21 protein-coding genes, 1 tRNA gene, 2 pseudogenes and 1 riboswitch are annotated in these 26,408 nt (G+C 61.1%); of the genes and pseudogenes, 16 read left to right on the plus strand and 8 right to left on the minus strand.

All coding sequences use genetic code 11. From position 1 onward, the window contains the following. Positions 1–287: 287 nt before the first annotated feature. A complete protein-coding gene (locus F3Y30_RS05575; RefSeq protein ID WP_203426495.1) occupies positions 288–1,409 on the plus strand; it encodes an AI-2E family transporter in 1,122 nt (373 codons plus the stop codon). Positions 1,410–1,538: 129 nt separating this feature from the next. After that, on the plus strand, positions 1,539–1,814 hold the full coding sequence (locus F3Y30_RS05580) for a hypothetical protein (RefSeq protein ID WP_203425517.1): 276 nt from the start codon (positions 1,539–1,541) through the stop codon (positions 1,812–1,814). 972 nt (positions 1,815–2,786) lie between these two features. Here the strand turns inward: F3Y30_RS05580 and F3Y30_RS05590 are convergent. Together F3Y30_RS05590 and F3Y30_RS05595 are read right to left on the minus strand one after the other, a co-directional pair. Next, positions 2,787–2,984 carry a hypothetical protein gene (locus F3Y30_RS05590; protein ID WP_203425519.1) on the minus strand — a complete coding sequence of 66 codons (198 nt, stop codon included), beginning with the start codon at positions 2,982–2,984 and terminating at the stop codon, positions 2,787–2,789. A gap of 141 nt (positions 2,985–3,125) precedes the next feature. Then, positions 3,126–4,112 (minus strand): hypothetical protein, encoded by a 987-nt coding sequence (locus F3Y30_RS05595; protein WP_203425520.1) that lies wholly within the window; start codon positions 4,110–4,112, stop codon positions 3,126–3,128. A 2,102-nt stretch (positions 4,113–6,214) separates the two neighbouring features. Here F3Y30_RS05595 and F3Y30_RS05600 point away from each other — a divergent pair. After that, positions 6,215–6,523 carry a hypothetical protein gene (locus F3Y30_RS05600; protein ID WP_203425521.1) on the plus strand — a complete coding sequence of 103 codons (309 nt, stop codon included), beginning with the start codon at positions 6,215–6,217 and terminating at the stop codon, positions 6,521–6,523. A gap of 80 nt (positions 6,524–6,603) precedes the next feature. Beyond that, complete coding sequence (locus F3Y30_RS05605) at positions 6,604–6,861, plus strand: hypothetical protein (protein WP_203425522.1); 258 nt, start codon at positions 6,604–6,606, stop codon at positions 6,859–6,861. Positions 6,862–6,875: 14 nt separating this feature from the next. Here F3Y30_RS05605 and F3Y30_RS05610 read toward each other — a convergent pair. Beyond that, positions 6,876–6,951: transfer RNA gene (locus F3Y30_RS05610), tRNA-Thr, on the minus strand. Between the two features lie 134 nt (positions 6,952–7,085). Further along, complete coding sequence (locus F3Y30_RS05615; protein WP_203425523.1) at positions 7,086–8,051, minus strand: nitronate monooxygenase family protein; 966 nt, start codon at positions 8,049–8,051, stop codon at positions 7,086–7,088. Positions 8,052–8,411: 360 nt separating this feature from the next. Here F3Y30_RS05615 and F3Y30_RS05620 point away from each other — a divergent pair, with 360 nt between their 5' ends. Then, positions 8,412–9,575, plus strand: a complete 1,164-nt coding sequence (locus tag F3Y30_RS05620) for a biotin transporter BioY (protein ID WP_203425524.1) — start codon at positions 8,412–8,414, stop codon at positions 9,573–9,575. Between the two features lie 43 nt (positions 9,576–9,618). Here the strand turns inward: F3Y30_RS05620 and ppk2 are convergent, their stop codons facing one another. After that, positions 9,619–10,500: a polyphosphate kinase 2 gene (gene ppk2, locus F3Y30_RS05625; RefSeq protein WP_203425525.1), complete on the minus strand. Its 882-nt coding sequence runs from the start codon at positions 10,498–10,500 to the stop codon at positions 9,619–9,621. A 146-nt stretch (positions 10,501–10,646) separates the two neighbouring features. Between ppk2 and phoR the strand changes: the two genes are divergently transcribed. The 7 genes from phoR to phoB all read left to right on the plus strand — a co-directional run bounded on the left by phoR (position 10,647) and on the right by phoB (position 18,467). Continuing rightward, entirely contained in the window at positions 10,647–11,942 is a 1,296-nt protein-coding gene (gene phoR / locus F3Y30_RS05630; protein WP_203425526.1) for a phosphate regulon sensor histidine kinase PhoR, read from the plus strand. A 188-nt stretch (positions 11,943–12,130) separates the two neighbouring features. Then, positions 12,131–13,165, plus strand: coding sequence for a substrate-binding domain-containing protein (locus F3Y30_RS05635; protein ID WP_203425527.1), 1,035 nt, complete (start codon positions 12,131–12,133; stop codon positions 13,163–13,165). Between the two features lie 180 nt (positions 13,166–13,345). Beyond that, positions 13,346–14,827 carry a phosphate ABC transporter permease subunit PstC gene (gene pstC, locus F3Y30_RS05640; RefSeq protein ID WP_203425528.1) on the plus strand — a complete coding sequence of 494 codons (1,482 nt, stop codon included), beginning with the start codon at positions 13,346–13,348 and terminating at the stop codon, positions 14,825–14,827. Further along, complete coding sequence (pstA, locus tag F3Y30_RS05645; RefSeq protein WP_203425529.1) at positions 14,824–16,146, plus strand: phosphate ABC transporter permease PstA; 1,323 nt, start codon at positions 14,824–14,826, stop codon at positions 16,144–16,146. The genes pstC and pstA overlap by 4 nt, the downstream gene beginning before the upstream one ends. Positions 16,147–16,159: 13 nt before the next feature. Further along, positions 16,160–16,975 carry a phosphate ABC transporter ATP-binding protein PstB gene (gene pstB / locus F3Y30_RS05650; RefSeq protein ID WP_203425530.1) on the plus strand — a complete coding sequence of 272 codons (816 nt, stop codon included), beginning with the start codon at positions 16,160–16,162 and terminating at the stop codon, positions 16,973–16,975. Positions 16,976–17,020: 45 nt separating this feature from the next. Next, positions 17,021–17,734 (plus strand): phosphate signaling complex protein PhoU, encoded by a 714-nt coding sequence (gene phoU, locus F3Y30_RS05655; RefSeq protein ID WP_203425531.1) that lies wholly within the window; start codon positions 17,021–17,023, stop codon positions 17,732–17,734. Positions 17,735–17,783: 49 nt separating this feature from the next. Then, positions 17,784–18,467, plus strand: a complete 684-nt coding sequence (phoB, locus tag F3Y30_RS05660; RefSeq protein WP_203425532.1) for a phosphate regulon transcriptional regulator PhoB — start codon at positions 17,784–17,786, stop codon at positions 18,465–18,467. 105 nt (positions 18,468–18,572) lie between these two features. On the opposite strand, the gene F3Y30_RS05665 is transcribed toward phoB, so the two are convergent. Beyond that, complete coding sequence (locus F3Y30_RS05665) at positions 18,573–19,091, minus strand: GcrA family cell cycle regulator (RefSeq protein ID WP_203425533.1); 519 nt, start codon at positions 19,089–19,091, stop codon at positions 18,573–18,575. Positions 19,092–19,533: 442 nt separating this feature from the next. Between F3Y30_RS05665 and F3Y30_RS05670 the strand changes: the two genes are divergently transcribed. The 3 genes from F3Y30_RS05670 (at position 19,534) to F3Y30_RS05680 (ending at position 22,876) form a co-directional block, all read left to right on the plus strand. After that, positions 19,534–20,715: an aspartate aminotransferase family protein gene (locus F3Y30_RS05670; RefSeq protein WP_203425534.1), complete on the plus strand. Its 1,182-nt coding sequence runs from the start codon at positions 19,534–19,536 to the stop codon at positions 20,713–20,715. 43 nt (positions 20,716–20,758) lie between these two features. Further along, positions 20,759–21,676, plus strand: a complete 918-nt coding sequence (gene argF, locus F3Y30_RS05675; RefSeq protein WP_203425535.1) for an ornithine carbamoyltransferase — start codon at positions 20,759–20,761, stop codon at positions 21,674–21,676. Between the two features lie 210 nt (positions 21,677–21,886). Further along, a complete protein-coding gene (locus F3Y30_RS05680; RefSeq protein WP_203425536.1) occupies positions 21,887–22,876 on the plus strand; it encodes an Hsp33 family molecular chaperone in 990 nt (329 codons plus the stop codon). Between the two features lie 136 nt (positions 22,877–23,012). On the opposite strand, the gene apaG is transcribed toward F3Y30_RS05680, so the two are convergent. After that, on the minus strand, positions 23,013–23,405 hold the full coding sequence (gene apaG, locus F3Y30_RS05685; protein ID WP_203425537.1) for a Co2+/Mg2+ efflux protein ApaG: 393 nt from the start codon (positions 23,403–23,405) through the stop codon (positions 23,013–23,015). 209 nt (positions 23,406–23,614) lie between these two features. Continuing rightward, a pseudogene (locus F3Y30_RS05690) lies at positions 23,615–24,798 on the minus strand (O-succinylhomoserine sulfhydrylase). A gap of 45 nt (positions 24,799–24,843) precedes the next feature. Continuing rightward, positions 24,844–24,922, minus strand: a riboswitch (SAM riboswitch). A 75-nt stretch (positions 24,923–24,997) separates the two neighbouring features. Between F3Y30_RS05690 and F3Y30_RS05695 the strand changes: the two are divergent. Then, positions 24,998–26,094: pseudogene (locus F3Y30_RS05695) on the plus strand (2'-deoxycytidine 5'-triphosphate deaminase). Positions 26,095–26,408 lie beyond the last annotated feature (314 nt).

Here is a 26,408-nt window from a genome sequence, read left to right on the forward strand (position 1 = left end):
TATCTTACATTAACGTAAACGTCAATGAGTGCATCAACCTCCACTGGTCGCTCTCGCGGGTCGTATACCCGCAACCTGCATCAATGCGCCGCGCCGGGCTAAAATTTCGCGGTCCCGCACCCCATCTCTCACAAAATATCTATGGTATCTCGCTACAGTCGCGCTATTGAACATGGAGCGGGGCGATGAGGGGTGGCCTTGCCACAGGGGTAGAGCGAATGACTGCAACGGACCAGACGACACGTTTACCTCCGGCCGAGGTGCGTCCGGCGCGTGCAGCACCTCGCATGATCGGGGCCTTCCGGGCACCCGGTGTCGCGCTGATCTCGTCGCTCTCGGCTGCGCGGTGGTTGCTGGTTCTCGTCATCATCGCCGGCGTCTATTTCTTCCATGGTTTCGTGGTGCCGGTGCTCGCTGCACTCGTCATCGCCTTTGCGAGCTGGCCGCTTTATAGCCGGCTGCTCGCGTCCGTGAACAATAGCCGCACCATCGCCGCCTCGCTCGCGATCCTGATGATCCTTGCCTTTATCATCGTGCCGATCATGTTCGCGGCGACCTACGCATTCCACGAGGTTCGCGACTGGATCGGCTGGGCGGTGGAAATGAACCGTTCCGGGGCGCCCACGCCACTGTGGATCAAGACGCTGCCGGTCATCGGCGGATGGCTGGACCAGCAATGGATACGCTTTTTCGATCATCCCGGCGGCATCGGTGAGATTACCCAGATCGTCAGCGGCGCGAACATCGGCAACATCTACCGTGTGGCTCTCGCTGCCGGCGGCGCGGCGTTTCATCTGCTGCTGACGATGTTGTTCATGCTCATCGCACTCTTCTTCATCTACCGCGACGGCGAAGCCTTCGTGGCGCAGGTTGATCGCCTTGGGGAACGCATCCTGCCGACGCGCTGGGAACGGATCTCGCGCGTCGTGCCCGCGACCATCAGCTCAACGGTAACAGGAATGACTCTGATCGCGATCGGCGAGGGCATTGTCCTCGGCGTCGCCTACTGGATCGCCGGCGTTCCTTCGGCGGTGACGCTCGGCGTACTCACGGGGCTCATGGCCCTGTTTCCGGGCGGTGCGCCGGTGTCCTTTACGCTCGTATCAATCTATCTCGTGGCGAGCGGATCGCCCTTCGCCGGCGTCGCCCTGTTTCTCTGGGGATCGATCGAACTCTTCATCGTCGACAAGACTCTGCGCCCGAAGCTCGTCGGCGGTCCGATCAAGCTCCCCTTCCTGCCGACGTTCTTCGGCCTGATCGGCGGCGTGAAGACAATGGGCTTCCTTGGCCTCTTCATCGGGCCCGTGCTCATGGCCCTGCTCGTCGCGATCTGGCGCGAGTGGATGCATGAGGTCGACATGGCCGAGGAGAGCCCCGATATCCGCAAGCCCGACGTCTTTCCGGGCTAGCTCCCACCCCGGGGAGCGGTCTTCGGGGACGACACGTCAGTGGTATCGAGCTATAATGCAACCGTTCGGTCGTCATGCCCGAAGGCGTCCGTTTCGGTCGCAAAGGCGGGTTTTGTGAGAAGTATCGCCATGAGGAAGCTCTTCCTTGCCATCGCAGCTATCCTGCTCGGCCTTTCCGATGTTTCGCAAGCCGCAGGGCGCTATCCCGACCCCATACCAGGCAGCCTGACCTATCATGGCCAGCCGCGGAGCAAACTGAAGAAGGCTCCGGTGGGAAGCATTTTTCAACATCAGTTCCGAGATCAGTTTGGATACCTGATGATCGAGACCTATCGAATCCAGCCCGATCGGTCCCTGCTGCTGATCGAGAGGCATGAGGTCTACGACATGTTTGATCATCGCTAAGGGCTAAGGCGCTCGGTTGGGTCGCGCCGGAACGCTGGCATCATCAAGGCGGTGCGCAATGCCGCCGATTCACGCGGGTGCGGGATCCCCAGTCCGGTTTCCTCCCCGTCGCAGCGCAGGCTCCCACGTCCGTGCCATTGGCGGACTTCAGCGGCCGTCGTCCATGAGAGTATGGGCAGACCTCAGTCTACGCCATTGTCCTTCATTCGGCCTACATCGGCATCGGGAGAACCTCCCTGCCACTGTGAGTAGGTTGTATTGTCTTCCGCAGACTGCGTGCTTGCGCATCCCGAAAGTGCGAGAAGCCCCATTGAGAAAAAGGCAAGTAATACCCGGTAAGTCATGGCGTTCTCCAATGCCGGAGGATGCGGCGGAAGAACAATCTACCTCCCGTTGCTTGCATCAGGCAAGAGGATAAGGCCGAGAGACCTTGGAGTCTGCGCGAGGAAGTTGTTAAAGTAGATCAAATCCCGCGAAAGGCCCTGATCCCTGCAGAGTGGCAGGCCAGTAACGTGACCTGCGACCCGTTCCCTGGGACTCGAGGCAAGATACTCCTCGTGGAGCCGGAGAGCATGAATGCAACGAAGAAACGTCAGTCGCGATTGCCAGCCTGGGGCTGTGAGTTTGGCTCGTGCACAGCGCCGGTGTCTCGCAGGCGGCTCATCACCTACCACGACGCAAGAGCACAATGGTGTCCTGTCGGTCGGTAACTGTCAGAAACTATGAAGAAAAGTGGTGCCGCTTTGCCGACAGAGCGAACGCCCGCCACACGGGACGCCCAGCCCTTGCCGAACGTCTTCCACGTCTTCAGGCCCCGCAAGAATGCGAGGCGACGATCGCAGATCGCGTCAACGAGGGCATCATGGTTCTGGCAAGCCCTGATGGCAGCCAAAGTCGCCGGGCCGATGACGCCATCAGCCTTGATGCCCAGTGCGCGCTGTAGCCACTTCGCGGACTGCAAGACTCCCGAGTTCACGGCGCCATTGAAGGCAACGTAGGAAACCGCCCGGGGGGCAGGCTGTCGCCCTTGATCAGCGCCCAGTACCGCATGCGATAGATGGTGTCCCGTTCGGCATCGCTCATAAGCTTGACTCTCTGCGTCTTCAGCCCGAGATTGCGGCGATAGTCGTCGTAGACCCAGCACCTTTGCCAAAGACCTTCCGAATTCACTCATAGCCATCGCCTCGTTTCGATGGCTGGATAATCGGCGTCAGGGGTTAGGGGCGCAAAGCACAGGGGGAGTTCGGCGCGGCACATCGGCCGCGAGCACAATAAGCCGCTTACAACGCTGTCGCCGGATCAGTCGAACGATCACGCCACCTGGGCCTTTTGCTCGTCCTGTTCGTTAAGCTCCAGCAATAATTTTCGCGCGTCGAAATTGCCTTCCACGATGGACAGGATGGTGCTCTTTAGGATGCCTCGCTTCTGCAACTCGTTAAAAGTCGCATGCCCCCCACCTGGAATCGGTATGACTTTCGCATTCGGATAGGCTGGCAAGACGCGCTTCGCGAGATAGACGCGATCTCGTTCGTCATCCAGAGGATCATAGAATATTACAGGCGCTTTGCTGCTAGTCGGGTTCTCAGAGATCAACGAGTGGCGCATTGGAACAAGAGCCCACCTCTTTACCAAGATAACCTTGTCAACGAAATTCACTGGGCTCGCAGCTATAATTTTGGCATCCAAACACCCGCCAAAGTAAAGAGCAGCATATCCACCTAAACTAGATCCGTAGGATACGACCTTCTTGCCCTTGCAATGGACCGCGACAATTTTTTGGAATTCTTCGAGACTTAGCGACTGATACAAGGTGTACTTGCTTTGAGCCACATGAATGTGATCATACCCCTGCTCAATAAGGAACGGGAACCCAAATGGTTCAGTATTCAGACTGCTGCTGATAGTTCCGAACGTGACCACCACAACGCCTGAACCGGCTCTCTGACTGTATAGTGTAATGCGGTGATCCTGGGCGCTCGCAAGAACCTTAACGTTCACGCGCTCAAGTGCGCTTAGCTGCCGCAAGGATCGCTTCACCGATTGCCTAACTTTGCCCTTCAGGCGCGGGAGAGCCCTCATCAGCGTAGCTTTTGCCAGCCCAAATTCCTGTCGCTGCCGAAAAAGCTGTGCGCTCTCCAGCAAAACTTTTGTTGAACCAGCGATCCTGTGGGGCAAAACGTTGATGAGGAGGCGGGCCAGAAAGAGTCGATCTTTTAATCGCAATGATCTGATTAACTCGGCACACACTTTGGGATCTTTCCATGCGGAAAAAAACGCCCCCAGACTAATCATGCGCATTTCTAGCTTCGCCCCACAAACAGCCCCGCAGTCCATTGCAAATTATTGCTGCGCCTAGGCTAGCGTCAAGGTTGCGCTCCGGACAACCCCCTAGAATTCGTGATGGCGAAAGTGCAGCAGCATGTTGCTCCCCAGCATCTGGCGAAATATGGCGGCGTTGGAAAGTCGCTGATTACTGGTTGATGACGGCAACTCGGAGCGTGCCAGACGCTAGATCTATCGTGCTTCCAGTTTCATTCTGCAGCCTGACCGCAATTGTGTCTGCCGAGGTCACGTGCGCGGTCAGGATCATACCTTGCGTATTGAGGGAGAACGACGGGACACAGTAATCCCCGAGAGCGGCACCCGTTACGGTGACGTTCTGCGAAGCGCCGGCTACGTCCGCCAAGCTGGCAGAATCCCATGTGGTGGAACCCGTGACGATTTGAGGAAGTTCCCACTAATCGGTGCTCCCGTTGGACGTGGGCTTAATATAGGCTTTGCGCGTGCTCTCATCGACGTACACTGTGCCGCGGTTCCCGCCAGCATTTCCGACCGGCGCCCCCCCGTGAGGGCAGCTTGACCTGTGCCGCAAAACTGCTGGTTCGCGAAGTCGGAGCGTTTTCTGAATGACGAACTGCCGTCATCGTAAGTGTTGTCCGAGACCGGATAGATGTGCGACGCTTGGATGTTCCTGCCGTTCGTGCGATCGAAGTAGAATGAACCGTTCCCATCTGTTTTCCGGAAGCTGACCGACGGGATCTCGCTAGTGTCCGTCATCTCAAAAAAGCCGGTATCAGACGGGTAGCTGGCATCGGCAGTGCTGCTGGCCAAGGCAGGACGCGTGTCAAGGCAAGTATCGTTGACCAAGCCTCGTGCGCTGTTCACGAAGCTCGACTGTGTGCGTCCTGCGGGGTTTGCTAGTCGGGTGTTGCCGGTTTCCGTTGGCGACGTGATAATGCGCGACGGCTTTGAGCCGCCGCCCTCCAACTGCACGATGATCCGGGACCCGGCCAAGGTATGGGCGTGAATGGCAACTTCTTCGATCGTCTGGATTGCCCCGTAATTCTCCAACTCCGTCATGCGCCAGCCGGATGCGACAAAGGCTGCGCCAGGCGAAGGCATGGCTTTCGCGCCAAGCGCGCTGCTGTGGCAAACGTTCCCAGACTGACGATTCATGCCCGTAAATTTGCAGTTGTTGTCCCACGTAACGTGGGATGTTCCGCCACCATGACGACGCGCTTAAATGTGGTTCCCAACGACAATCGAGCCTGCCCCGAGTCCGCCGGGTTCGCCGCGATGGCCAGCAGCAATTCCCCATCATGCGGAAATGGCCGACGCTCTCGACATCTTTGATAAGCATCTGATTTGCCATCTCGATAACGAGGCCAACATCCCAATTCGCAGCCCACGCGTCAGTTGCGAGACCAGCGGTGATGGACTTGTCGAGCCCGTTAACGCCGCCTCCATCACGGACGATGCGAAGCCCAGAGAGGCGCGAGCCCGCGGCGCCGGGAGCGAACCACAGACCAGCGGAGAACGCTTTCCGCGAACGCCCCATAGCGGTCGTAACAGCCGTTTCACACGACGACAGCCGATAGGCGGAATCGTTACCGAGAGAGGCGGAAGGGTTCGTGACGACGCCCCCGCTCACGAGCATGGAACTGATACCATGAACGGTGTAGGACTCCGCTCCGGCCCCAGATCAAAATGTACCGGACCAATCCGCAATCATCGTACTTCGAACTTCGCGAGGTCACGCGGATCAACTACGACCTGAGCCTAGATCTGCTCGACAAAAGCTGCGGGATGCGCAGGCTTTAGAAGGTCACCGGCCTAGACGTCAAGGAATGGTGCAACTGCCTGAAAGAGGCTCCGGAAGACACGCCCGTAAAAGCGAAACGCCGGGCAGCAGCAGCGAAGGGTGTCATCATGACACCGAATGAGCCGCCCACGCCGCGCATATCAATGCATGCAGTTGCTGCGCACCGTCATCGGCTTCGGAGTCGTTTCGAACATCCCCGAATGCTTCCGGCTGAAAACCGTTCTCGAGGAAATGTGCTTCCATGTGCCGCCGCCGCGTACGGAGTCCATCTCTTTCGAGCAGGTCAAGGCGGTCTGCGATGTTGCCCCCAAAGAAGGGGCCGCATTCGGTCGCGCTCGCCCAGGCGCTGCAGTTCGAGTTGACGCTTCGGCAAGCTGATGTGATCTGCATTTGGGAAAGCTGCGAAGACATGAACGCACGCGGCATCGTCGATCGCAAGCAGCGCTGGTGGGATGGCCTTCTATGGTCGCACATCGATTCGGCCGGCGTCCTGACAAAGGAGACAACCAAGGTGAGCGGCGTCACCGCGATCCACGACACAACGCAGTATCCATTCCTGCGAACGATGATTGATCTCGTCCCGGCCGATAAGCGGTTTGGCCGGTGATCAAATGCGAAGCAACCGGGCTTCCATATCTTCGCCGTCACTTCGCGGATGTATGGCGTCAATGCGCCGACGAGGCAGGTGTGCCGAAGACCGTATGGAACCGCGACGGCCGTGCAGGCGGGGTGACGGAAGGCTCTGACGCAGGAGCGGATCTCGAACATCTGCGCGACCATGCCAACCACACCAACGCGGCGACGACACGGCGCTATAACCGCAAAACGCTGGAGAAGACGAGGGAAGTTGCGCACCTTCGCGTGGCGAGCAGAAACGGCAAGAACACGTCCGGAACAGCCCTGTGGGAACGGTGTATGAATGCCTGGGAAAGCAGCCTTAGCTAAGTCTTTGAAATTTTTGGTGCCGCTTACGTGACTCGAACACGTGACCCCATCATTACGAATGATGTGCTCTACCGACTGAGCTAAAGCGGCCCGGATGGTCCCGAAGCAATGCAGGACCTGATGTGAGGGGCTGATAGCCGCAAAGCGGGGGAATTTCAAGCCGTCAGTTCCAGGATCGGCAAATTTCTGTTGATCGGCTGGAAATTGCCCCGCGCAAGCGGTGTCTATCCCGCAAGGCCCAGCCTTTCTCGCGCAGCCCGATATTCGCTTTCGAGCCGGCTCACCACGCTTTCTGCCGATCCGACGGACTTGACGGCCCCGATCCCCTGGCCCGAGCCCCAGATGTCCTTCCAGGCCTTCGCGCCGGACGTTGCCCTGTCGAAATCCATTTTCGAGGGATCAGCCTCAGGCAATCGGTCGGGGTCGAGACCCGCAGCCTCAATCGAACCCTTCAGGTAGTTGCCGTGAATTCCGGTAAAATAATTGGAATAGACGATGTCGGAGGCACTGCCCCCGACGATCATCTCCTTGTAGGCGTCCGGGGCGCGCGCCTCCGTCGTGGCGATGAAGGGAGAGCCGATATAGGCGATGTCGGCGCCCATGGCCTGGGCGGCGAGGACGGCGCCGCCGGTGGCGATCGCGCCTGAAAGCAGCAGAGGCCCGTCGAACCACTCGCGGATTTCCTGGACCAGCGCGAAGGGTGAGAGCGTTCCCGCATGCCCGCCGGCGCCGGCAGCCACCGCGATAAGCCCGTCGGCTCCCTTGCGGATCGCGGAGTTGGCGTGACGGTTGTTGATGATGTCGTGAAGCACGATGCCGCCATAGGAATGGATCGCGTCGTTGACCTCAGGCACGGCGCCGAGCGAGGAGATGACGACCGGAACCTTGTACTTCACGCACATCTGGAGGTCGTGTTCGAGCCTCCGGTTCGATTTGTGCACGATCTGGTTGACGGCGAACGGGGCCGCCGGCCGGTCCGGATTGCGTCGGTCATGGACCGCAAGCGTCTCGGTTATTTCGGCCAGCCACTCGTCCAGCTGCGATTCAGGACGGGCATTGAGGGCCGGGAAGGCGCCGATGACGCCGGCTTTGCATTGTGCCAAAGTAAGGGTGGGGTGAGAGACGATGAAGAGCGGTGCAGCGACGACGGGCAGGCGCAGTTTCTCTTTGAGGATCGCGGGAAGGGGCATCGCAGGCTCTCGATTGTTGACGTTTACGGAAACGTAAGACAGTTAGCAGCTTTGGGTGTGCGAGGTAAAGTACGATCGTCGGCGATGGTGGCAAGGGCCCTGAGCCCGGTACTTCTCGCGTCCGGTGCGCGGGCCAAGCACGATGTCCCATCCCGCACTTCTGCTCCAACGGGGTGGATGGAAATGCCGTGAACCCGTGGATATTGAGGGGTTGGTCCCCGTCCAATTGGCCGTGCCGGTCTTGCGGTTTGCGTTCCCAGGGGTTACGCAATTGCTAACAAGCGCCGGAAACATAACGTCTTTCCCGCGCGTTGCGCGCCGGGCGGGCCGTTCGGCCCTGCGACACTAGAAGGATCGGTTGTGAGCGGACTGGAAAATGCAATCAGGAGTGCGCTGGCACGCTCGGAGCGGAGCAATCCGGAAATCCGGGCCCGCATCTATCAGTCGGCGCGCAATGCCCTGGAGGCCGGGCTGAGAAAGCAGGAGATCAGCGATCCGGAAACGGTCGCCGCCCAGAGGCACCGGCTGGAAAGCACCATCCACCAGATCGAGACCGAGGAGCGGGAAGCCCTGCGCACCCGGGTCTCACCCGCCACCCGTGGCGACACGCCTGCCGCCCGCAACGGAACTTCAGACGGCGACCTTTCGGCCGTCGCCGGCGGCGATGGCCGCCTCGGTGCCGCCGCGCAGCGCCCGGCCGGCAGAGATGCCGATAGTGTCCAGGACATTGGTGGCATCAGGCCAAGCCGTGATGAGGGCCTGCTTCGAGCGGAAGGACCGGTCTCCGGCGCAAAACCATCGGCCGCAGAGGGTCAGCCGAGCGGGAATGCGGATTTCAGGCCTGAGCGCGCTGCCAAGGGTCGGCGCCGGCGCAGCCGCGTCTTCTCGTTCCTGCTCGTCGTTTCGACGCTGGTCGCCGCAATCGGCGCTGCCGCGTGGTGGATTGAGAGCAGTGGGCTGCTTCTGTCGCCGCAGGAGCGCGACAGCAGCGTGGCCAATCCGCCGGCGACCGTCTCCGGTGAGGATTTCACTGGCGAGGATCCCCTGAAGCGCGCACTCGATACCCAGAGCCGGTTCTCGGATGCCTGGCGGACCGTGTTCATGCCTGGCCAAAACGAACTGCTTTCAGCGGAACCCCAAGGCCGCTTCGAGGTGATCACCACCAACGAGGGACCGGCGACGCGGGTAACCTCCTCCGACCCGGAGCGCGAAGGCGCTGTCCGTATCGAGGTCGCCCCCGATGTCCTCGCCGAGATGGCCGGAAAGTCCTCGACGATCGCGCTCGCGGTGGAGGCCGGCAATGGCAAGCCTGCCCAGATCTCCATCGAGTGCGAGTTCCCGGGTCTCGGCGAATGCGGGCGCCACCGCTACACCGTGTCCGAGCGGACGGACGTCCTGTTTCAGGTGACGTTCAAAGGATCCGCATCGCCGAGCGGGGCGGGCCATCTCTACCTCAACAGCGATCTGACCGGCACGGGTACAAGTCTCAATCTCTATGCCGTGCGCATCCTTCCCGGCGAGTAACACGTAGCTAGGGCAGGGATCTGCGCGGGGCCGGAATACCGGCCTATTTCAGGAAGTGCGGTCCGAAGCCGAGGATCGCGTCGTCCACATCGCCGATCGCCTTCTTGTCCTTGCCGTCGTAGTCGAGGGTGGTGAGGATGTGTCGCAGGACGTTGATCCGCGCGCGACGCTTGTCGTTGGCACGCACCACCGTCCAAGGCGCGTTGTGGGTGTGTGTCTCCTGCAGCATCCGGTCGCGTTTCTGCGTGTAGTCGTCCCATTTGTGCAGGGCGGCGATGTCCATGGAAGACAGCTTCCAGACCTTCAGGGGATCATGGCGCCGGTCGTGGAAGCGTTTCAGCTGCATCTCGCGACCGATGTTCAGCCAGAACTTGAACAGGTGGATGCCTTCCGAAACGATCATCTTCTCGAAGCGCGGCGTCTCCTTCAGGAACTTTTCGTACTGCGCGTCCGTGCAGAATCCCATGACCGGTTCCACGCCGGCGCGGTTGTACCAGGAACGGTCATAGACCACGAACTCGCCGGCGGTGGGAAAAGTGTAGACGTAGCGCTGGTAGTACCATTGCCCCTGTTCCGTCTCGGTCGGCTTGGTAAGGGCGACGACGCGCGCATAGCGCGGGTTTATGTAGGCGATCGTTTCGTGGATGGTTCCGCCCTTGCCGGCGGCGTCTCGCCCTTCGAACACCACCATCACGCGCTTGCGGGTGGCCTGGAGCCAGAATTGCACCTTCACGAGTTCGATCTGCAGCAGCCGCAGCTGTTGCTCGTACTCTTCGCGCGGCATCTTCTTGTCGTAGGGATATCCGCCGGAACTCAGCGCCTTTTCGTCCACCCACTTCGGCAGGTTCGGATCGTCGACGTCGTAGGTCCGCTTCCGACCGTCGAAATCGAGTTCGACGGCCCTGGTTCCGGGTTTGTCCGCCATGCTAGCCTCCTTGTACGGCGGCCGGGCACCGCAACTGACGGGTGAGCAGGCCATATCTCCGTTGCGAATTCAAGTGTGCCATGAAACACATGTCATAAATGCAAGATAGACCTGAGCGATTGGAGCGAATCGCGAGGGAGCGACGAGTGGCAAGGGAAGGCATCGCAGTGGAGGGTAGGGGACGGCCGTGGGACTGGATCTTGGCTCAGCTATGGGCGGAGCGCGTTCTGATCTCGGCCGCCGTTTTCGTCGGCTTCATGATGTGGGCAGGCGGCTTTCATCTTGGATGGACCTTCTTCGCCGTTGCCCTGCTCGTTCTTGCCGGCCTTGCAAGGGTGGAGCGCATGGAAGAGCGCTCTTCGCGTCCGCGCGTTGCGGCTGCCGCGTCCGCGCCCGCCGAACTCCCCGTCGTTGCTGACCCTCTTGCTGAGATCGCCACTGTGCTCGACGCGCTCGACATGCCAGCTCTGCTGGTGACGAGCGATGAGACCGTCAAGCTGCAGAATCGTGCCGCCGAGGCGCTCTTCGGCATCATTCCCCGCGATTCCGATCTCGCCGGGCGCATTCGTTCTCCCGGTATCCTCGACATGGTCCGTGAGGCGATCTCGAGCGTCCAGCCCCGGGAAATCGAGCATGCGGAGCGCCTGCCCTCTGAATCCGTCTACATTGTCCGGGTGACGCCGGTGCGCGCGCCGACCGCACCCGACGAGAAGCCAAGGCTCTTTCTCATCGTGTTCCGCGATGTCTCGCATGCCCGCCGGATCGACAGGATGCGTTCGGATTTCGTCGCCAATGCGAGCCATGAGTTGCGCACGCCGCTTGCGTCCCTGCGCGGCTTCGTGGAGACGCTGCAAGGTCCCGCGAAGGATGACTCCAGGGCCCACGAGAAATTCCTGGCGATCATGCACGAACAGGCGACCCGCATGAGCCGCCTTGTCGACGACCTCCTTTCGCTCTCGCGACTGGAGATCAAGGCGAACATTCCGCCCGATGAGAAAGTTGATCTGAAGCCTTTGCTCGGGCACGTCCGCGACAGTCTTCAGCCGCTTGCCGAAGAGCTCGGGGTCGAAGTCGTTCTCGAAATTCCGGACAGTCCCGTGGTCGTCTCCGGGGACAGGGACGAGCTGACCGAGGTATTTGAAAATCTTGTCGAAAATGCCTGCAAGTACGGGCAGGAGGGCAAGCGGGTGGAGGTTCGGGTCACGGGCGGAGGCGGAGAGCCGGTCGAGGTCAGCGTCATCGATCACGGGCCGGGCATTGCGCCGGAACATGTCCCGCGCATCACGGAACGTTTCTACCGGGTGAACGTCGAGGCCAGCCGATCCAAGAAGGGGACCGGATTGGGGCTTGCGATCGTCAAGCACATCCTTACCCGCCACCGCGCCCGGCTGACGGTTCGCTCCGAGCTGGGCAAGGGAACCGTGTTTACAGTCCGTTTTTGACATAAAACTCGGACGGTTCTGGGCTATCTCCGAGAAAACGTAGATATTTCAGTCATCTAGACTGTCATAAATGTTTCGTGGAACCGTCATAAAAGCATGGGCGAACCGGCGCTAGGAAGGGCGGCCGGAACTCGGCAACCGGGCGCTGTCTCCAGCGCGTCACACAAGCCCATAACGGGAGAACTGAAATGAGAGCTCTTAAGTTTACTATCGCAGCGCTGGTTGCATCGGCTGCATTTGCCGGCGCTGCCGTTGCGCGCGACCAGGTCCAGATCGCTGGTTCCTCGACCGTGCTGCCCTATACCAAGATCGTCGCTGAAACCTTCGGCGAAACCTATGGCGACTTCAAGACCCCGGTTGTCGAGTCCGGCGGCTCTGGCGCCGGCCTCAAGGAATTCTGCAAGGGTGTAGGCGAGGACACGATCGATATCGCCAACTCTTCGCGCCACATCAAGGACAGCGAGCTGGAAGCCTGCAAGGCAGCCGGCGTGACGGACGTCCAGGAAGTCAAGATTGGCTATGACGGCATCGTGTTCGCCACGGACGCCGGCAATCCCGATCTCGTTCTCGTTCCGGCCGATCTCTACAAGGGTCTCGCAGCAGAAGTCGTCGTCGACGGCAAGCTCGTTGCCAACCCCTACAAGAAGTGGTCCGAAGTGAACCCGGCCCTGCCGGACTTCGACATCGCAGCCTATATCCCCGGCGAAAAGCACGGTACGCGCGAAGTCTTCGAAGAGAAGGTACTGGCCGCAGGCTGCAAGGACGTCGGTGCTCTCGACGTGATCAAGGCCGCGATCTCCGACGAGAAGGAAGCCGCCAAGAAGTGCGTTGCTGTCCGTAAGGACGGCCTGGCTGTCGACATCGACGGCGACTATTCGGAAACCCTCGCACGCATCGCCGCCAACAAGACCGGTATCGGCGTGTTCGGCCTTTCCTTCTACGAAAACAACGCTGACAAGCTGAAGGTCGCAACCGTCAACGGCATCGTTCCTTCGGTTGAGACCATTGCCTCCGGCGAATACCCGGTTTCGCGCCCGCTGTACTTCTACGTCAAGAAGGCGCACCTCGGCGTTATCCCGGGCCTCAAGGAGTATGTCGAGTTCTTCGTTTCCGACCAGATGATCGGCCCTGACGGCCCGCTCGCTGAATACGGTCTGGTTCCTGCTCCCGATGCCGAGCGCGAAGAGATCCGCAACTCGGTAGAAGCCGGCAAGACGATGTAATTTCATGCCGGCCGGCGCAGCTCGTCTGCGCCGGCCGGGCGTGACTTCGCCCGGGATCGGGCGGTGCCGCGCCATGGGTCCCGAGCATTGTCGGGTGCCAAATCGAAAAGTGTAACAAGGGTCGTCAGGAAACCCGTCGGCTTCGGCCCGTTTCCGGAACCGCGCGCCCGAGGAAAGCACATGAGCACGACGTTAATCGTTGCCACCATTTTGGTTATTTCAGCAGTTGCATATTATCTCGGGCGGTTGCGGGCAAATGCCCTTGCGGGTGGAAAGTCCGCCACGCTTCACTCCCGACCCTATCACTACGGCTCCTATGCGGCGATCTGGGCTTTCCTGCCGTCTATTGTCGTGCTCTGCCTGTGGCTGGCCATCAGCCCTTCGATCATCAATTCCACGGTTCGCTCTTCCTTTCCGCAGGATGTGCAGGCCCAGCCCGCAGCCACCCAGACGTTGAGTTTCGGCGTCGTCTCGGCAATTGCGCGCGGCCTCCCGCTGCTGACCGCGGAAGAGACATCCACTGTCACGGCCAACCCGGCCGAGCTGCAGGCCAAGCTCGCAGAGAAGGGTGTTCCGCTCGGCGCCGAGGTATCTCCCTACATGATCGCATCGGCTCAGCAGTTGAATGCGCTGCGACAGACGAGCCAGTCGGTGCTCGCCGTCATCGCGATCGCGCTCTCGCTGGTCGGTGCGTTCTTTGCTGTCCGGGCGATAGAGCCACGCTTCCGCGCCCGCAACAAGGTCGAGCGCGTGATGCTCGGAACCTTGATCGCGGCCTCCTCCATCGCCATCCTCACGACCATCGGGATTGCGGTATCGATGTTGTCGGAGGCAACCCGCTTCTTCTCCATGGTGCCCGCCTGGGAATTCTTCTTCGGAACGGTGTGGGATCCCCGGTTCGGCGGAGCAGGCTCCACCTCGTCGGGTGAATTCGGCCTGATCCCGCTGCTTGCCGGCACGCTCTACATCGGTTTCGTCGCCATGCTGGTGGCGGTGCCGATCGGTCTCTTTGCCGCAATCTACATGGCAGAGTATGCCGCGCCGCGCGTCCGCTCACTGGCAAAGCCGCTTCTCGAAGTTCTCGCGGGCATTCCGACGATCGTCTACGGCTTCTTCGCGCTCGTCACCGTTGGCCCCTTCCTGCGTGACATCTCCGCAAGCCTCAATGGCCTCGTCACCGGCAACTACGTCAACTTCATCCAGGCGCAGAGCGTCCTGACGGCGGGCATCGTGATGGGCATCATGCTGATCCCCTACGTCTCTTCGCTGTCGGACGACATCATCACCGCTGTCCCGCGTTCGCTTCGCGACGGTTCCCTCGGCCTTGGCGCAACGCGGTCCGAAACCATCAAGCGCGTGATCCTGCCGGCGGCACTTCCCGGCATCGTCGGCGCCGTCCTCATGACGGCATCGCGCGCCATCGGCGAGACGATGATCGTCGTTCTGGCCGCGGGTGTCGCCGCACGTATCCAGATCAATCCCTTCGAGCCGATGACGACCGTCACCGTGAAGATCGTCAACCAGTTGACAGGCGACCTGGAGTTCACCTCTCCCCAGACGCTGGTGGCATTTGCGCTCGGCATCACGCTGTTTTGCATCACGCTGGCGCTCAACATCTACGCGCTCTACATCGTCCGCAAATATCGGGAGCAATACGAATGACGAACCTTGTTTCTCCCGCAACGGATGGCATCCTCTCGACGGCACCGGAGCGTCGGGATATCGGGATCAAGCGCCGCTATGCCGCCGAACGCCGGTTCCGTTTCTATGGTCTCGCTGCCACCTGCTTCGGAATCGTGTTCCTCTTCGTGTTGCTCTGGACGGTGGTGAGCAAGGGCTACACCGCGTTCCTGCAGACCGAACTGACCTTGCCCGTCGAGTTCTCCGAGAAGGTGATCGATCCGAGCGGCAAGCGCACGACGGATCCGAAGGTCCTCGTGACCGCGAACTATCCCGTTCTCGTCCGTGACGCCCTGATCGAGAAACTGGGTGTCGATCCGAAGAACAGGGCGCTCGCGAAACAGGTGAGCGGCATGGTGTCCGACTCCGCTCGCGTCCGGCTTCGCGACATGGTGGTGGCCGATCCTTCGATCATCGGCAAGACGGTGGACGTCACCGTTCTGGCCAGTGCGAACATCGACTCCGCCTTCAAGGGTCAGATTGATCTTGGCGTTGCCGAGTCCAATCGCAAGGTTTCCGACCAGCAGGTCACCTGGATAAACCAGCTTGCAGCCGACGGTGTTCTGTCCAAGGGCTTCAATACGGGCCTCTTCACCTCCGGTAACTCCAGCCGTCCTGAGGCGGCCGGTCTCGGTGTGGCGCTCGTAGGGTCGCTGTATCTCATGGGCATCGTGCTGGTGCTGTCCCTGCCGATCGGTGTCGCCGCTTCCATCTACCTCGAAGAGTTCGCTCCCAAGAACCGGCTTACTGATCTCATCGAGGTGAACATCAACAATCTCGCGGCCGTTCCCTCGATCGTCTACGGTCTCCTGGGCCTCGCGGTGTTTATCAATTTCGCCGGCCTGCCGCGTTCCGCACCGCTCGTCGGGGGGCTGGTCCTCACGCTGATGACGCTCCCCACCATCATCATCGCCACCCGTGCGGCCCTTCGCGCGGTTCCGCCTTCGATCCGCGCCGCGGCTCTGGGGCTCGGCGCATCGAAGATGCAGACGGTGTTCCATCACGTCCTGCCGCTCGCCATGCCTGGCGTTCTGACGGGAACGATCATCGGTCTCGCCCACGCCCTGGGTGAAACTGCACCGCTCCTCCTCATCGGCATGGTGGCTTTCGTTGCCAACGTTCCGACGACGCCGCTCGATCCTTCGACGGCCCTGCCGGTGCAGATCTACATGTGGGCCAACGAGGCCGAACGTGCCTTCGTAGAGCGGACTTCGGGTGCCATCATCGTGCTCCTGCTGTTCCTCGTCGTAATGAACCTCGGCGCAATTCTCCTGCGCCGCCGCTTTGAACGCCGCTGGTAGTAGGATGGCCAACATGAATATGATGACGGAAGCTGCAGTGGAACAGGTATTGGAAGCGAAGATGAATGCTGTGCCCTACAAGATGGTCGGCAAGGACGTATCGGTCTACTACGGCGACAAGCGCGCGCTGTTCGACGTCAACCTGAACATCCGCGAGAATACGGTCACGGCGTTGATCGGTCCGTCGGGCTGCGGCAAGTCGACCTTCCTGCGGACCCTGAACCGCATGAACGACACGATCGACAACTGCCGCGTCACCGGCAGGATCACTCTCGACACCGACGATATCTACGATCCCGCGATCGACGTGGTGGAACTGCGTGCCCGTGTCGGCATGGTGTTCCAGAAGCCGAACCCGTTCCCGAAGTCGATCTACGAGAACGTCTCCTACGGTCCCCGCATCCATGGTCTCGCCCGCAACAAGGCGGACATGGATCACATCGTCGAGACCAGCCTGCAGAAGGCGGGTCTCTGGAACGAGGTCAAGGACCGTCTCCATGAGCCTGGCACCGGTCTTTCCGGTGGCCAGCAGCAGCGCCTCTGCATCGCGCGCGCCGTCGCCGTCAGCCCGGAAGTGATCCTGATGGACGAACCGTGCTCGGCGCTCGACCCGATCGCCACGGCAAAGGTCGAGGAACTGATCCACGAGCTTCGGGCGAACTTCACCATCGTCATCGTTACCCATTCGATGCAGCAGGCCGCCCGCGTCTCCCAGCGCACTGCAATGTTCCACCTCGGCAATCTCGTCGAGGAGAACGACACCGACAAGATGTTCACCAATCCCGATGACCAGCGCACCCAGGACTACATCATGGGCCGTTTCGGCTAACCGGCGGATCATCCGAGCAGAACATTTGCCCTCGAGGAACCGAACATGTCTCATACCCATATCGTGACAGCCTTCGACGAAGAGCTGAAATACCTGGCGCGCCGAATTTCGGAAATGGGCGGTCTTGCCGAACAGATGGTCGCGGACTCGGTCCGCGCCCTGGTCAATTCGGATCTGGCCCTGGCACAGAAGGTCATCTCGGACGATATCGTCCTCGATGATGCCGAGCGCCAGATCGGCGAGAAGGCAATCGTCACGATCGCCCGTCGGCAGCCGGTTGCCGCCGACCTCCGCGAGATCATGGGATCCATCCGGATCGCCGCCGATCTCGAGCGCGTGGGCGATCTAGGCAAGAACAACGCCAAGCGCGTTATCGCCGTCGCCGGCTCCGGCATCCCGCGCAAGCTCGCGCGTGGTCTCGAGCATCTGGCGGAACTTGCCCTGGTGCAGCTCAAGGAGGTCCTCGACGTCTACGCCTCCCGCTCGCCGGAAAAGGCGAGAAGCATCCGGGAACGTGACGAGGAAATCGACGCGATCTACACGTCGCTCTTCCGCGAGCTCCTGACCTACATGATGGAAGATCCGCGCAACATCACGCCGTGCACGCACCTCCTGTTCTGCGCGAAGAACATCGAGCGCATCGGCGACCACGCGACCAACATCGCCGAGACGATCTACTACATGACGACCGGATCCCAGCCGGAAGGCGAACGTCCGAAGGATGACCATACCGCCTCGGTTGGGGCGATCAACGAATGACCATTCTGGTCTCCCGGGCCAAGCCCGGAAAGGCAGGAAGGATTGCTGAATGATACCCAGAATTGCAGTTGTTGAAGACGAGGAGGCGCTGAGCGTCCTGCTGCGCTACAATCTCGAGGCCGAGGGCTTCGAGGTTGATACGATCCTTCGCGGGGACGAGGCGGAAATCCGCCTTCAGGAACGTCAGCCCGACCTCCTCATCCTCGATTGGATGCTGCCCGGGGTTTCAGGCATCGAGCTGTGCCGGCGCCTGCGCCAGCGGTCGGAAACCGAACGGCTGCCGATCATCATGCTGACGGCACGCGGCGAGGAAAGCGAACGCGTGCGTGGCCTCGCCACCGGCGCCGACGACTACGTGGTCAAGCCCTTCTCGACGCCGGAACTGATGGCCCGGGTCAAGGCGATGCTGCGGCGCGCGCGCCCGGAGGTCGTCTCGACGCTCCTGCGCTGCGGGGATATCGAGCTCGACAGGGAAACCCATCGCGTGCATCGAAAGGCACGGGAGGTGCGGCTCGGCCCGACCGAATTCCGTCTTCTGGAGTTCCTGATGGTGGCGCCAGGGCGCGTGTTCTCCCGTTCCCAGCTCCTCGACGGCGTCTGGGGCCACGACATCTATGTCGATGAGCGCACCGTCGACGTCCACGTCGGCCGCCTGCGCAAGGCACTGAACTTCTCCAACATGCAGGACGTAATCCGGACTGTCCGCGGCGCGGGATATTCGCTCGAGGCCTGAATGCGGCAGGAGCACTGCCCGGTTCCGATTGAGAACGAGGATTTCGTCATCTGAAATGAAAAACGGGCCCGATCGGGCCCGTTTTTCGTTTGATGCGGAAGGAACTCAGCGCGCTCTGCGGCGATCTGCCGAAGGCTGGTAGGCCAGCCGCTGATGGTAGTTGCAATAGGGCGAGTTGTCCGGGGAGTCGTTGCCGCAGAAGTGGAACTCCTCCTTCAGCGGATCGCCGATCGGCCACTTGCAGGTGCGCTCGGTGAGTTCCGTCAGTTCGAGGCGCCGGGACATCGGCACCACGACGTTGCCGGCCGGAACGATTTCCTGCTCGATGTCGAAGTCGACCTCGATCTCTTCCTTGATGACGGTGGCGCCTGCCGGGCGGGCAACCGTGCGCGTCGTCACGCGTGCCGCATAGTTCGGTGCCCGCGGGGCGGATGTCGGACGCTTCGGCCGTGCCGCGGTCGGCGTGCCGCCCGATTTCGCCCGGCCCGGGAGATTGAGCCGATGGACCTTGCCGATGACGGCATTGCGGCTGACCCCGCCGAGCTGTGCGGCGATCTGGCTCGCGCTCAGCCCCTCCGACCATAGCTTCTTGAGTCTCTCGACCCTCTCGTCTGTCCAATTCATGGTCTCGTCTCCGTTTCGGCGCCGGTGAGTGAAGAATCCCTCCCCGCTGCTCCGGACGAATCCGGAACATGGGCGCGTTAACACTGTTGGTGACTAGTTCCGCCGCATGCAGTCTAGCAATTGATTAACAAACTAAAGGTAGGGGGACTCTGTGACAAGAGTCGCGGGAATCCAGCCGAATCGATTTCTGGGTTTTCCCCAACTTGCTGGTCGAGTGTGACTCACTTGCGACACCTGTTAGGAGCTCCGTGAATCCTCACGTTGCGGCATGTTCAGCGAGATTTAGGGCGTGCGTTTTGTTGACATGAAGGTTTGAAATGTCGATAGTGCGCCCCGCCGCCGCGAGGCGGCGTTTTGATTTTTCCGGGCCTTGAGTTTCCGGGCCGGGGAACGTCAAGCACCATATATATGATTTTCGCCGATTGTGCAGGAGACACGCGCCATGGCAGAGGCCACGCCGCTTTATGACACCTATTCGCGTGCACCCTTGAGGTTCGTGCGCGGCGAGGGGGTGTGGCTGATCGCGGAAGATGGCACGCGCTATCTCGATTTTGCTGCAGGCGTCGCGGTCAATTCACTGGGTCACGCACATCCTCATCTGGTGGATGCCCTCAAGTCGCAGGCCGACAAGGTCTGGCATCTTTCCAACCTTTATGAGGTTCCCGGTCAGGAAACCCTCGGTACGCGCCTGACGGAAGCGACCTTCGCCGACAAGGTGTTCTTCACCAATTCGGGCGCAGAGGCGCTGGAATGCGCGATCAAGACCGCGCGGCGCTACCATTTTTCCAAGGGGCATCCCGGGAAGTTCCACATCATCACCTTTGAAGGGGCGTTCCACGGCCGTACGCTTGCCACCATCGCAGCCGGCGGACAGGAAAAGTATCTTGAGGGCTTCGGGCCCAAGGCGCCCGGCTTCTATCAGGTTCCCTTCGGCGATCTTTCTGCGCTCAAGAGCGCTATCACGGAAGAGACGGCTGCAATCCTTATTGAGCCCGTCCAGGGCGAGGGCGGCATTCGCACGGTGCCCAAGGAGTTCCTGCAGGAGCTGCGCGCTCTGTGCGACGAATACGGCCTGCTGCTGATCCTCGACGAAGTCCAGTGTGGCGTCGGTCGCACGGGTAAGCTCTTCGCTCACGAGTGGGCAGGCATCACGCCTGATATCATGGCGGTCGCAAAGGGTATCGGCGGTGGTTTCCCGCTCGGCGCTTGCCTCGCGACGTCCGAGGCTGCTTCTGGTATGATTGCCGGCACTCACGGTTCCACCTATGGCGGAAACCCGCTCGCGATGGCCGTCGGTAATGCGGTTCTCGATGTCGTTCTCGCCGAGGGCTTCCTCGAACAGGTCCGTGACGTCGCCCTGGTGTTCCGCCAGGGACTTGCTTCGCTCAAGGACCGCTTCCCGAACGTTATCGAGGAAATCCGTGGCGAGGGGCTGATGCTCGGCATCAAGGCCAAGATCCCCGCGGGTGATCTCTTGAAGGCAGTCCGCGCGGAGCACCTCCTTGCGGTGCCGGCAGGCGACAACGTGCTTCGCCTGCTTCCGCCGCTGGTTACGACCGCGGAAGAGGCACGCGAAGGTCTCGCGCGGATCGAACGGGCGGCAGAACACCTCAGCGCGGCATGACTTGTGCCGGAACCTCCGGCCGATGAAATGACAGGACAGTGAAATGGCAGGCACAAAGCATTTTCTCGACCTTTCAGCCATGACGGCCGGCGACCTGCGCGTCATCATCGATGATGCGCGCCTGCGAAAGGTTGCGACGAAGGCCGGAACGGCGGAGAAGCCGCTCGCCGGCAAGATGCTTGCCATGATCTTCGAGAAGCCGTCGACGCGTACCCGTGTTTCGTTCGACGTCGGCATGCGCCAGCTCGGCGGTGAGACGCTTTTCCTCTCGGGAACCGAGATGCAGCTCGGCCGCGCCGAAACCATTGGAGACACCGCCAAGGTGCTTTCGCGCTACGTCGATGCGATCATGATCCGGACCACCGATCATACCCGTCTGCTGGAACTTGCCGAACATGCGACCGTGCCGGTCATAAACGGCCTCACAGACAGCACCCACCCCTGCCAGATCATGGCCGATATCCTTACCTTCGAGGAGCATCTTGGGCCGGTGCAGGGGCGAACGATCGCCTGGACAGGGGACGGCAACAACGTGCTCCACTCCTTCGTGGAAGGCTCGGCTCGCTTCGGCTACCGCATGAACATGGCGGTGCCCCTTGGCTCTGAGCCGGATGACAGGATCCTGAACTGGGCCCGCAACAATGGCGGCGAGATCATGCTGTGCCATGATGCCGACAATGCGGTTGTCGGTGCGGATTGCGTCGTGACGGACACCTGGGTCTCCATGAACCAGGAACACCGCGCGCGCGGCCACAATGTCTTCCAGCCCTTCCAGGTCAATGAGGCCCTGATGGCGAAGGCCAACAAGGATGCTCTCTTCATGCATTGCCTGCCCGCCCACCGCGGTGAAGAGGTAACGAACGAGGTCATCGACGGCCCGCAGTCGGTGGTCTTCGACGAAGCCGAGAACAGGCTCCATGCGCAGAAGTCGATCCTCGCCTGGTGCCTCGGCGTCATCTGAAAGCGCCCTCTGCCGGCCATTGAAATTGCCGGTTCGAGAAACGATCTAACAGCCACGAACGGCGCCGTTGGGGCGCCATCTATGGTGCTTGCCGTCCCGGTATGAAATTATCGGCGGGACGAAAGGCGCGGAATCAGACAAATCTCGCGGGTGGCGGGCTGCAGGCCAATGGCTTTGCACTGTGGCCCGCGGCATGCAAGGAGCGGAATGATGACCCAGCCAGCCCCCAGACTTGGCGAACTCGGTTTTGCCGGCGACGACCACGTCGTCCCTTTTCAGATTGAAGGCCTCGATGTCCGCGGACGGGCGGTGCAGCTCGGACCGATGCTCGACACGATCCTGGCGCGTCACAATTACCCTGCTCCGGTCGCCCGGCTTCTCGCCGAAGCGATCGTGCTCACTGTTCTCCTTGGCACATCGCTGAAGTTCGAGGGCAAACTGATCGTCCAGACCAAGGGCGACGGACCTGTCGACCTGCTTGTCGCCGATTTCTCGAGCCCGGAGAATGTGCGTGCCTATGCCCGCTTCGATACCGACGCTCTGGACGCTGCAGTGAAGGCGGGAGAGACCGAACCGCACCAGCTCCTCGGCAAGGGCGTGCTCGCCTTTACCATCGACCAGGGCGCACACATGCAGCGCTATCAGGGTATCGTTCCGCTCGACGGCCACACGCTCGAGGAGATCGCGGGGGTGTACTTCCGGCAGTCGGAACAGATCCCGACCAAGGTACGGCTCGGCGTCGGCGAGCTACTCGATCGCGACGAGCAAGGCAGGCCGCGACATCGCTGGCGGGCCGGCGGCATGGTAGCGCAGTTCCTGCCCCAGGCGCCCGAGCGCATGCGACAGGCAGACCTGCCCGGTGGCGACGGAGAGGAAGTCGGCCACAAGATCGACGACGACGACAACTGGGCGGAAGCCAAGACGATGGTCGAGACGATCGATCCCGACGAACTGACCGATCCGACCGTCGGCACCGAGCGGCTGCTTTTCCGTCTTTTCCACGAGCGCGGCGTGAGGGTCTACCCGCCTCAGCAGGTGTTCGATCGCTGCTCCTGCTCGCGCGAAAAGCTGAAGGGAGTTCTTGCCGGTCTCAGCCGCGACGAGATCGAGCACAGCGCAGTCGATGGCGAAATCGCCGTCACCTGCGAGTTCTGCTCGACGACCTACCGGTTTGAAGCTGCCGAGGTGCTGCCGCAATAGGGGTGGGGTGCTGCCCGGATACGGGCAGCCCATCCTTGGGGTGGCTACATGCTTGTGCCTTGGGGGATCCGAGGCCTGATGCGATCCGGAGATATGAGCGGGTCGAAGCTGGCTCTCCCTCCGGGTTGCGCAATTCTCAGTTCAGGACGCGAATCTGGCCGGGGGTATCGAGCGAGAAGGCGGGAATGGCCACGTTGAAGGTCTCTCCGCCGTCGGTTTCCATCTCGTAGTGGCCGAACATTACGCCTGAGGGCGTGTCGAGTGGGCATCCCGAAGAGTACTCGTAAGTGTCTCCGGGCCTGAGCACCGGCTGCTCTCCGATGACTCCCGGGCCGTTGACCTCATCGACCTGGCCGTTCTGGTCCGTAATGTTCCAGTAACGCGTCATCAGGCGGATGACGTTGTCGGAGTGGTTGGAAATCACGATGCGGTAGCCCCACACATAGCGGCTGTCCGCCGGATCGGATTGCTCCTCCAGATAATAAGGCTCGACAGTCACTTCGATGTCGCGGGTGAGCGCTCGATACATGCAATTAACCTTGGCCGAATGCAGTGTCTCTATTCTATAGGAATCTAATTTCGTCAAGAATAAGCAATTCAGGTGTTTGTGATACAAAGCCGGTTAGCCGGCATGCGGCAAAGTGGGAGCGCGTTCCCCATTTTGTCGAGTGTTTCGCCGCATCGATGCTGTGAACGAAAGGCCGCGTTGCAGCGCGGCCTTTCGCAATGATGTGCCGATCAGGCGCGCACTTTTTCCAGCGCCTGGGCAAAGTCGGCGAGAAGGTCGTCGCCGTCCTCGATACCGGCCGAAAGGCGCACCGTGCCGCCGGAAATCCCGAGTTCGGCCCGAGCCTCCTCCGAGAGGTTCTTGTGCGTGGTCGTTGCCGGGTGGGTGATCAGGCTCTTCGCGTCGCCAAGGTTGTTGGAGATCTTGACGATATCGAGCGCATTCTGCAACTCGAAGGCCGCCTCCTTGCCCCCTTGAGCTCGATGCAGACGAGCGTCGAGCCGCCCTTCATCTGCCGCGCAATGATGTCGGCCTGCGGATGGTCCTTGCGGCCCGGGTAGATCACGCGCGCAATCTTGTCCTGGCCCGCCAGGAAGTCGGCGATCCGGCTCGCGTTCTCCGTCTGCTGCTTGACGCGCAGAGGCAGGGTCTCGATGCCCTTAAGGAGCGTCCAGGCATTGAACGGCGACATGGCCGGGCCGGTATGGCGGAAGTAGTCGTGAAGGTTCTCGTCGATCCAGGCCTTGTCGGACAGGATCACGCCGCCGAGGCAACGGCCCTGGCCGTCGATATGCTTGGTGGCGGAATAGACGACGATGTGGGCGCCGAGTTCGAGCGGCTTCTGAAATAGGGGGGTGGCGAACACGTTGTCGACCACGACCTTTGCGCCGACCTGGTTGGCAAGCTTCGCAACGCCGGCAATGTCGATCACTTCGAGCGTCGGATTGGTCGGGCTTTCGAGGAAGAAGACCTTGGTGTTCTTCTGGACTGCCTTCTCCCAGTTCGCGAGATCGCGACCATCAACGATGGTGCACTCGATGCCGTACTTCGGAGCAAGAGTCTCGACCACCCAGCGGCACGAGCCGAAGAGTGCGCGGGCGGCGACGATGTGGTCGCCGGCCTTCACCTGGCACAGGATCGCGGCCGCCACGGCAGCCATCCCCGACGCCGTGGCGCGGGCGTCCTCGGCGCCTTCCAGCATGCACATGCGCTTTTCGAACATGTCGTTGGTCGGGCTGCCGTAGCGCGCGTAGATGAACCCCTCGGTCTCGCCCTTGAAGCGCGCCTCGGCCGCTTCGGCCGTGTCGTAGACGAAACCCTGTGTCAGGAAAATCGCTTCCGAGGTTTCCGCATGCTGCGAACGGGTCGTCCCGCCATGAACGAGTTGGGTTGCCGGGCGCCAGGACTTGGTCATGTGATCATCGCCTTCCAATACAAAAAAACCGGCCGCAAAAGCAGGCCGGTTCAACACCCGGCCTTTTTAGCTATTTGTTTAACGTGGCTGCAAGCCGACCGGCCAAATCACCACGGGATAATGGGTCAATACTGCTTGCTTGCGCTTGCGTCAATTCCCGGCATTTGGTTTTGTCTGGCGTTCGAGTGAGGTATGGAAAATGGCACGCATTACTGGGATTCTGGCGGACCGCGCCATTCAGGCATTGTTCGACGCGGATCGTTTGAGAAGCGAGGCGGCGCTGGACTCCGATCAGATCCAGCCGGCAAGCCTCGACCTGCGCCTCGGTTCGAAGGCGTTCAGGGTTCGCGCCAGCTTCCTGCCAGGCCCGGAAGCCTCGTCTCGGACAAGCTTGACCGTCTCCAGCTGCATGTCATCGACCTTTCCGAGGGCGCGGTGCTCGAGACCGGCTGCGTCTACATTGTGCCGCTGATGGAAAGCCTCGACCTTCCGGAAGAACTGGCGGCCTCGGCAAATCCGAAGAGCTCGACGGGGCGTCTGGACATTTTCACCCGCGTCATCACCGATCGGGCGCAGGAGTTCGACAAGATTCCGGCCGGCTATAAGGGGCCGCTGTATCTCGAGATCTCGCCGCGAACCTTCCCGATCGTCGTGCGCCGCGGATCGCGGCTGTCGCAGATCCGTTTCCGTAAGGGCAATGCGCTCCTGGGCGACGCCGAGCTGCTCGCCCTTCACGGGAGCGACGTGCTCGTCGCCAGCGAGACGCCGAACGTTTCGGGTGGCGGCATCGCGCTGTCGATCGACCTCAAGGGGACCGGGGCGGACGGCCTTGTCGGCTATCGCGGCAAGCACCACACCTCCGTCGTCGACGTGGATCGCAAGAACCAGCACGATATCTTCGATTTCTGGGAGCCGCTGTTCAGTCGCGGCCGCAACGAGCTCATTCTTGACCCGGATGAGTTCTACATCCTGGTCTCTCGCGAGGCTGTCCACGTTCCGCCGCTCTACGCCGCCGAGATGACGCCGTTCGATCCGCTGGTCGGTGAGTTCCGTGTCCACTATGCCGGCTTCTTCGATCCGGGTTTCGGCCACGCCCCGGCCGGCGGTTCCGGAAGCCGTGCGGTGCTGGAAGTTCGCAGCCACGAAGTGCCCTTCATTCTCGAACACGGCCAGATCGTGGGTCGCCTCGTCTACGAACACATGCTGGATGCCCCGGAAGGCCTCTACGGCAGCGGCCTCGGCTCGAACTATCAGGCACAAGGCCTGAAGCTTTCCAAGCATTTTCGCGCAGGGTGAGCGCGCGCGGAGCACCCCGGCCACGTGTCTGGCAGGATGAAGTAGACTGAACTCAGTCGCTTGCGTTGCCCGTCACATGATGTGGCGCGTTCGGTTGATCCGGAGGGGAATTCGGCGCGGTACGAAACTAACCGTCGCTCCTTTCAACTTGCACTCTCGTCTTTGTTGCGGGTTTAGCCTTGCCGGTGTCCGCCTAGAGCTCAAATGAGCTTGCCTCCGTAGCGGTTGCCCGTGGCCGCTTGTAAGGCCCTGAAGGATGAATGCTTCCACGAAGAGATTGTAGGCAAAACGCTCTGCGAGATAGATGAGATGTA

Source organism: Sinorhizobium sp. BG8 (assembly GCF_016864555.1).
Lineage (GTDB): Bacteria > Pseudomonadota > Alphaproteobacteria > Rhizobiales > Rhizobiaceae > BG8.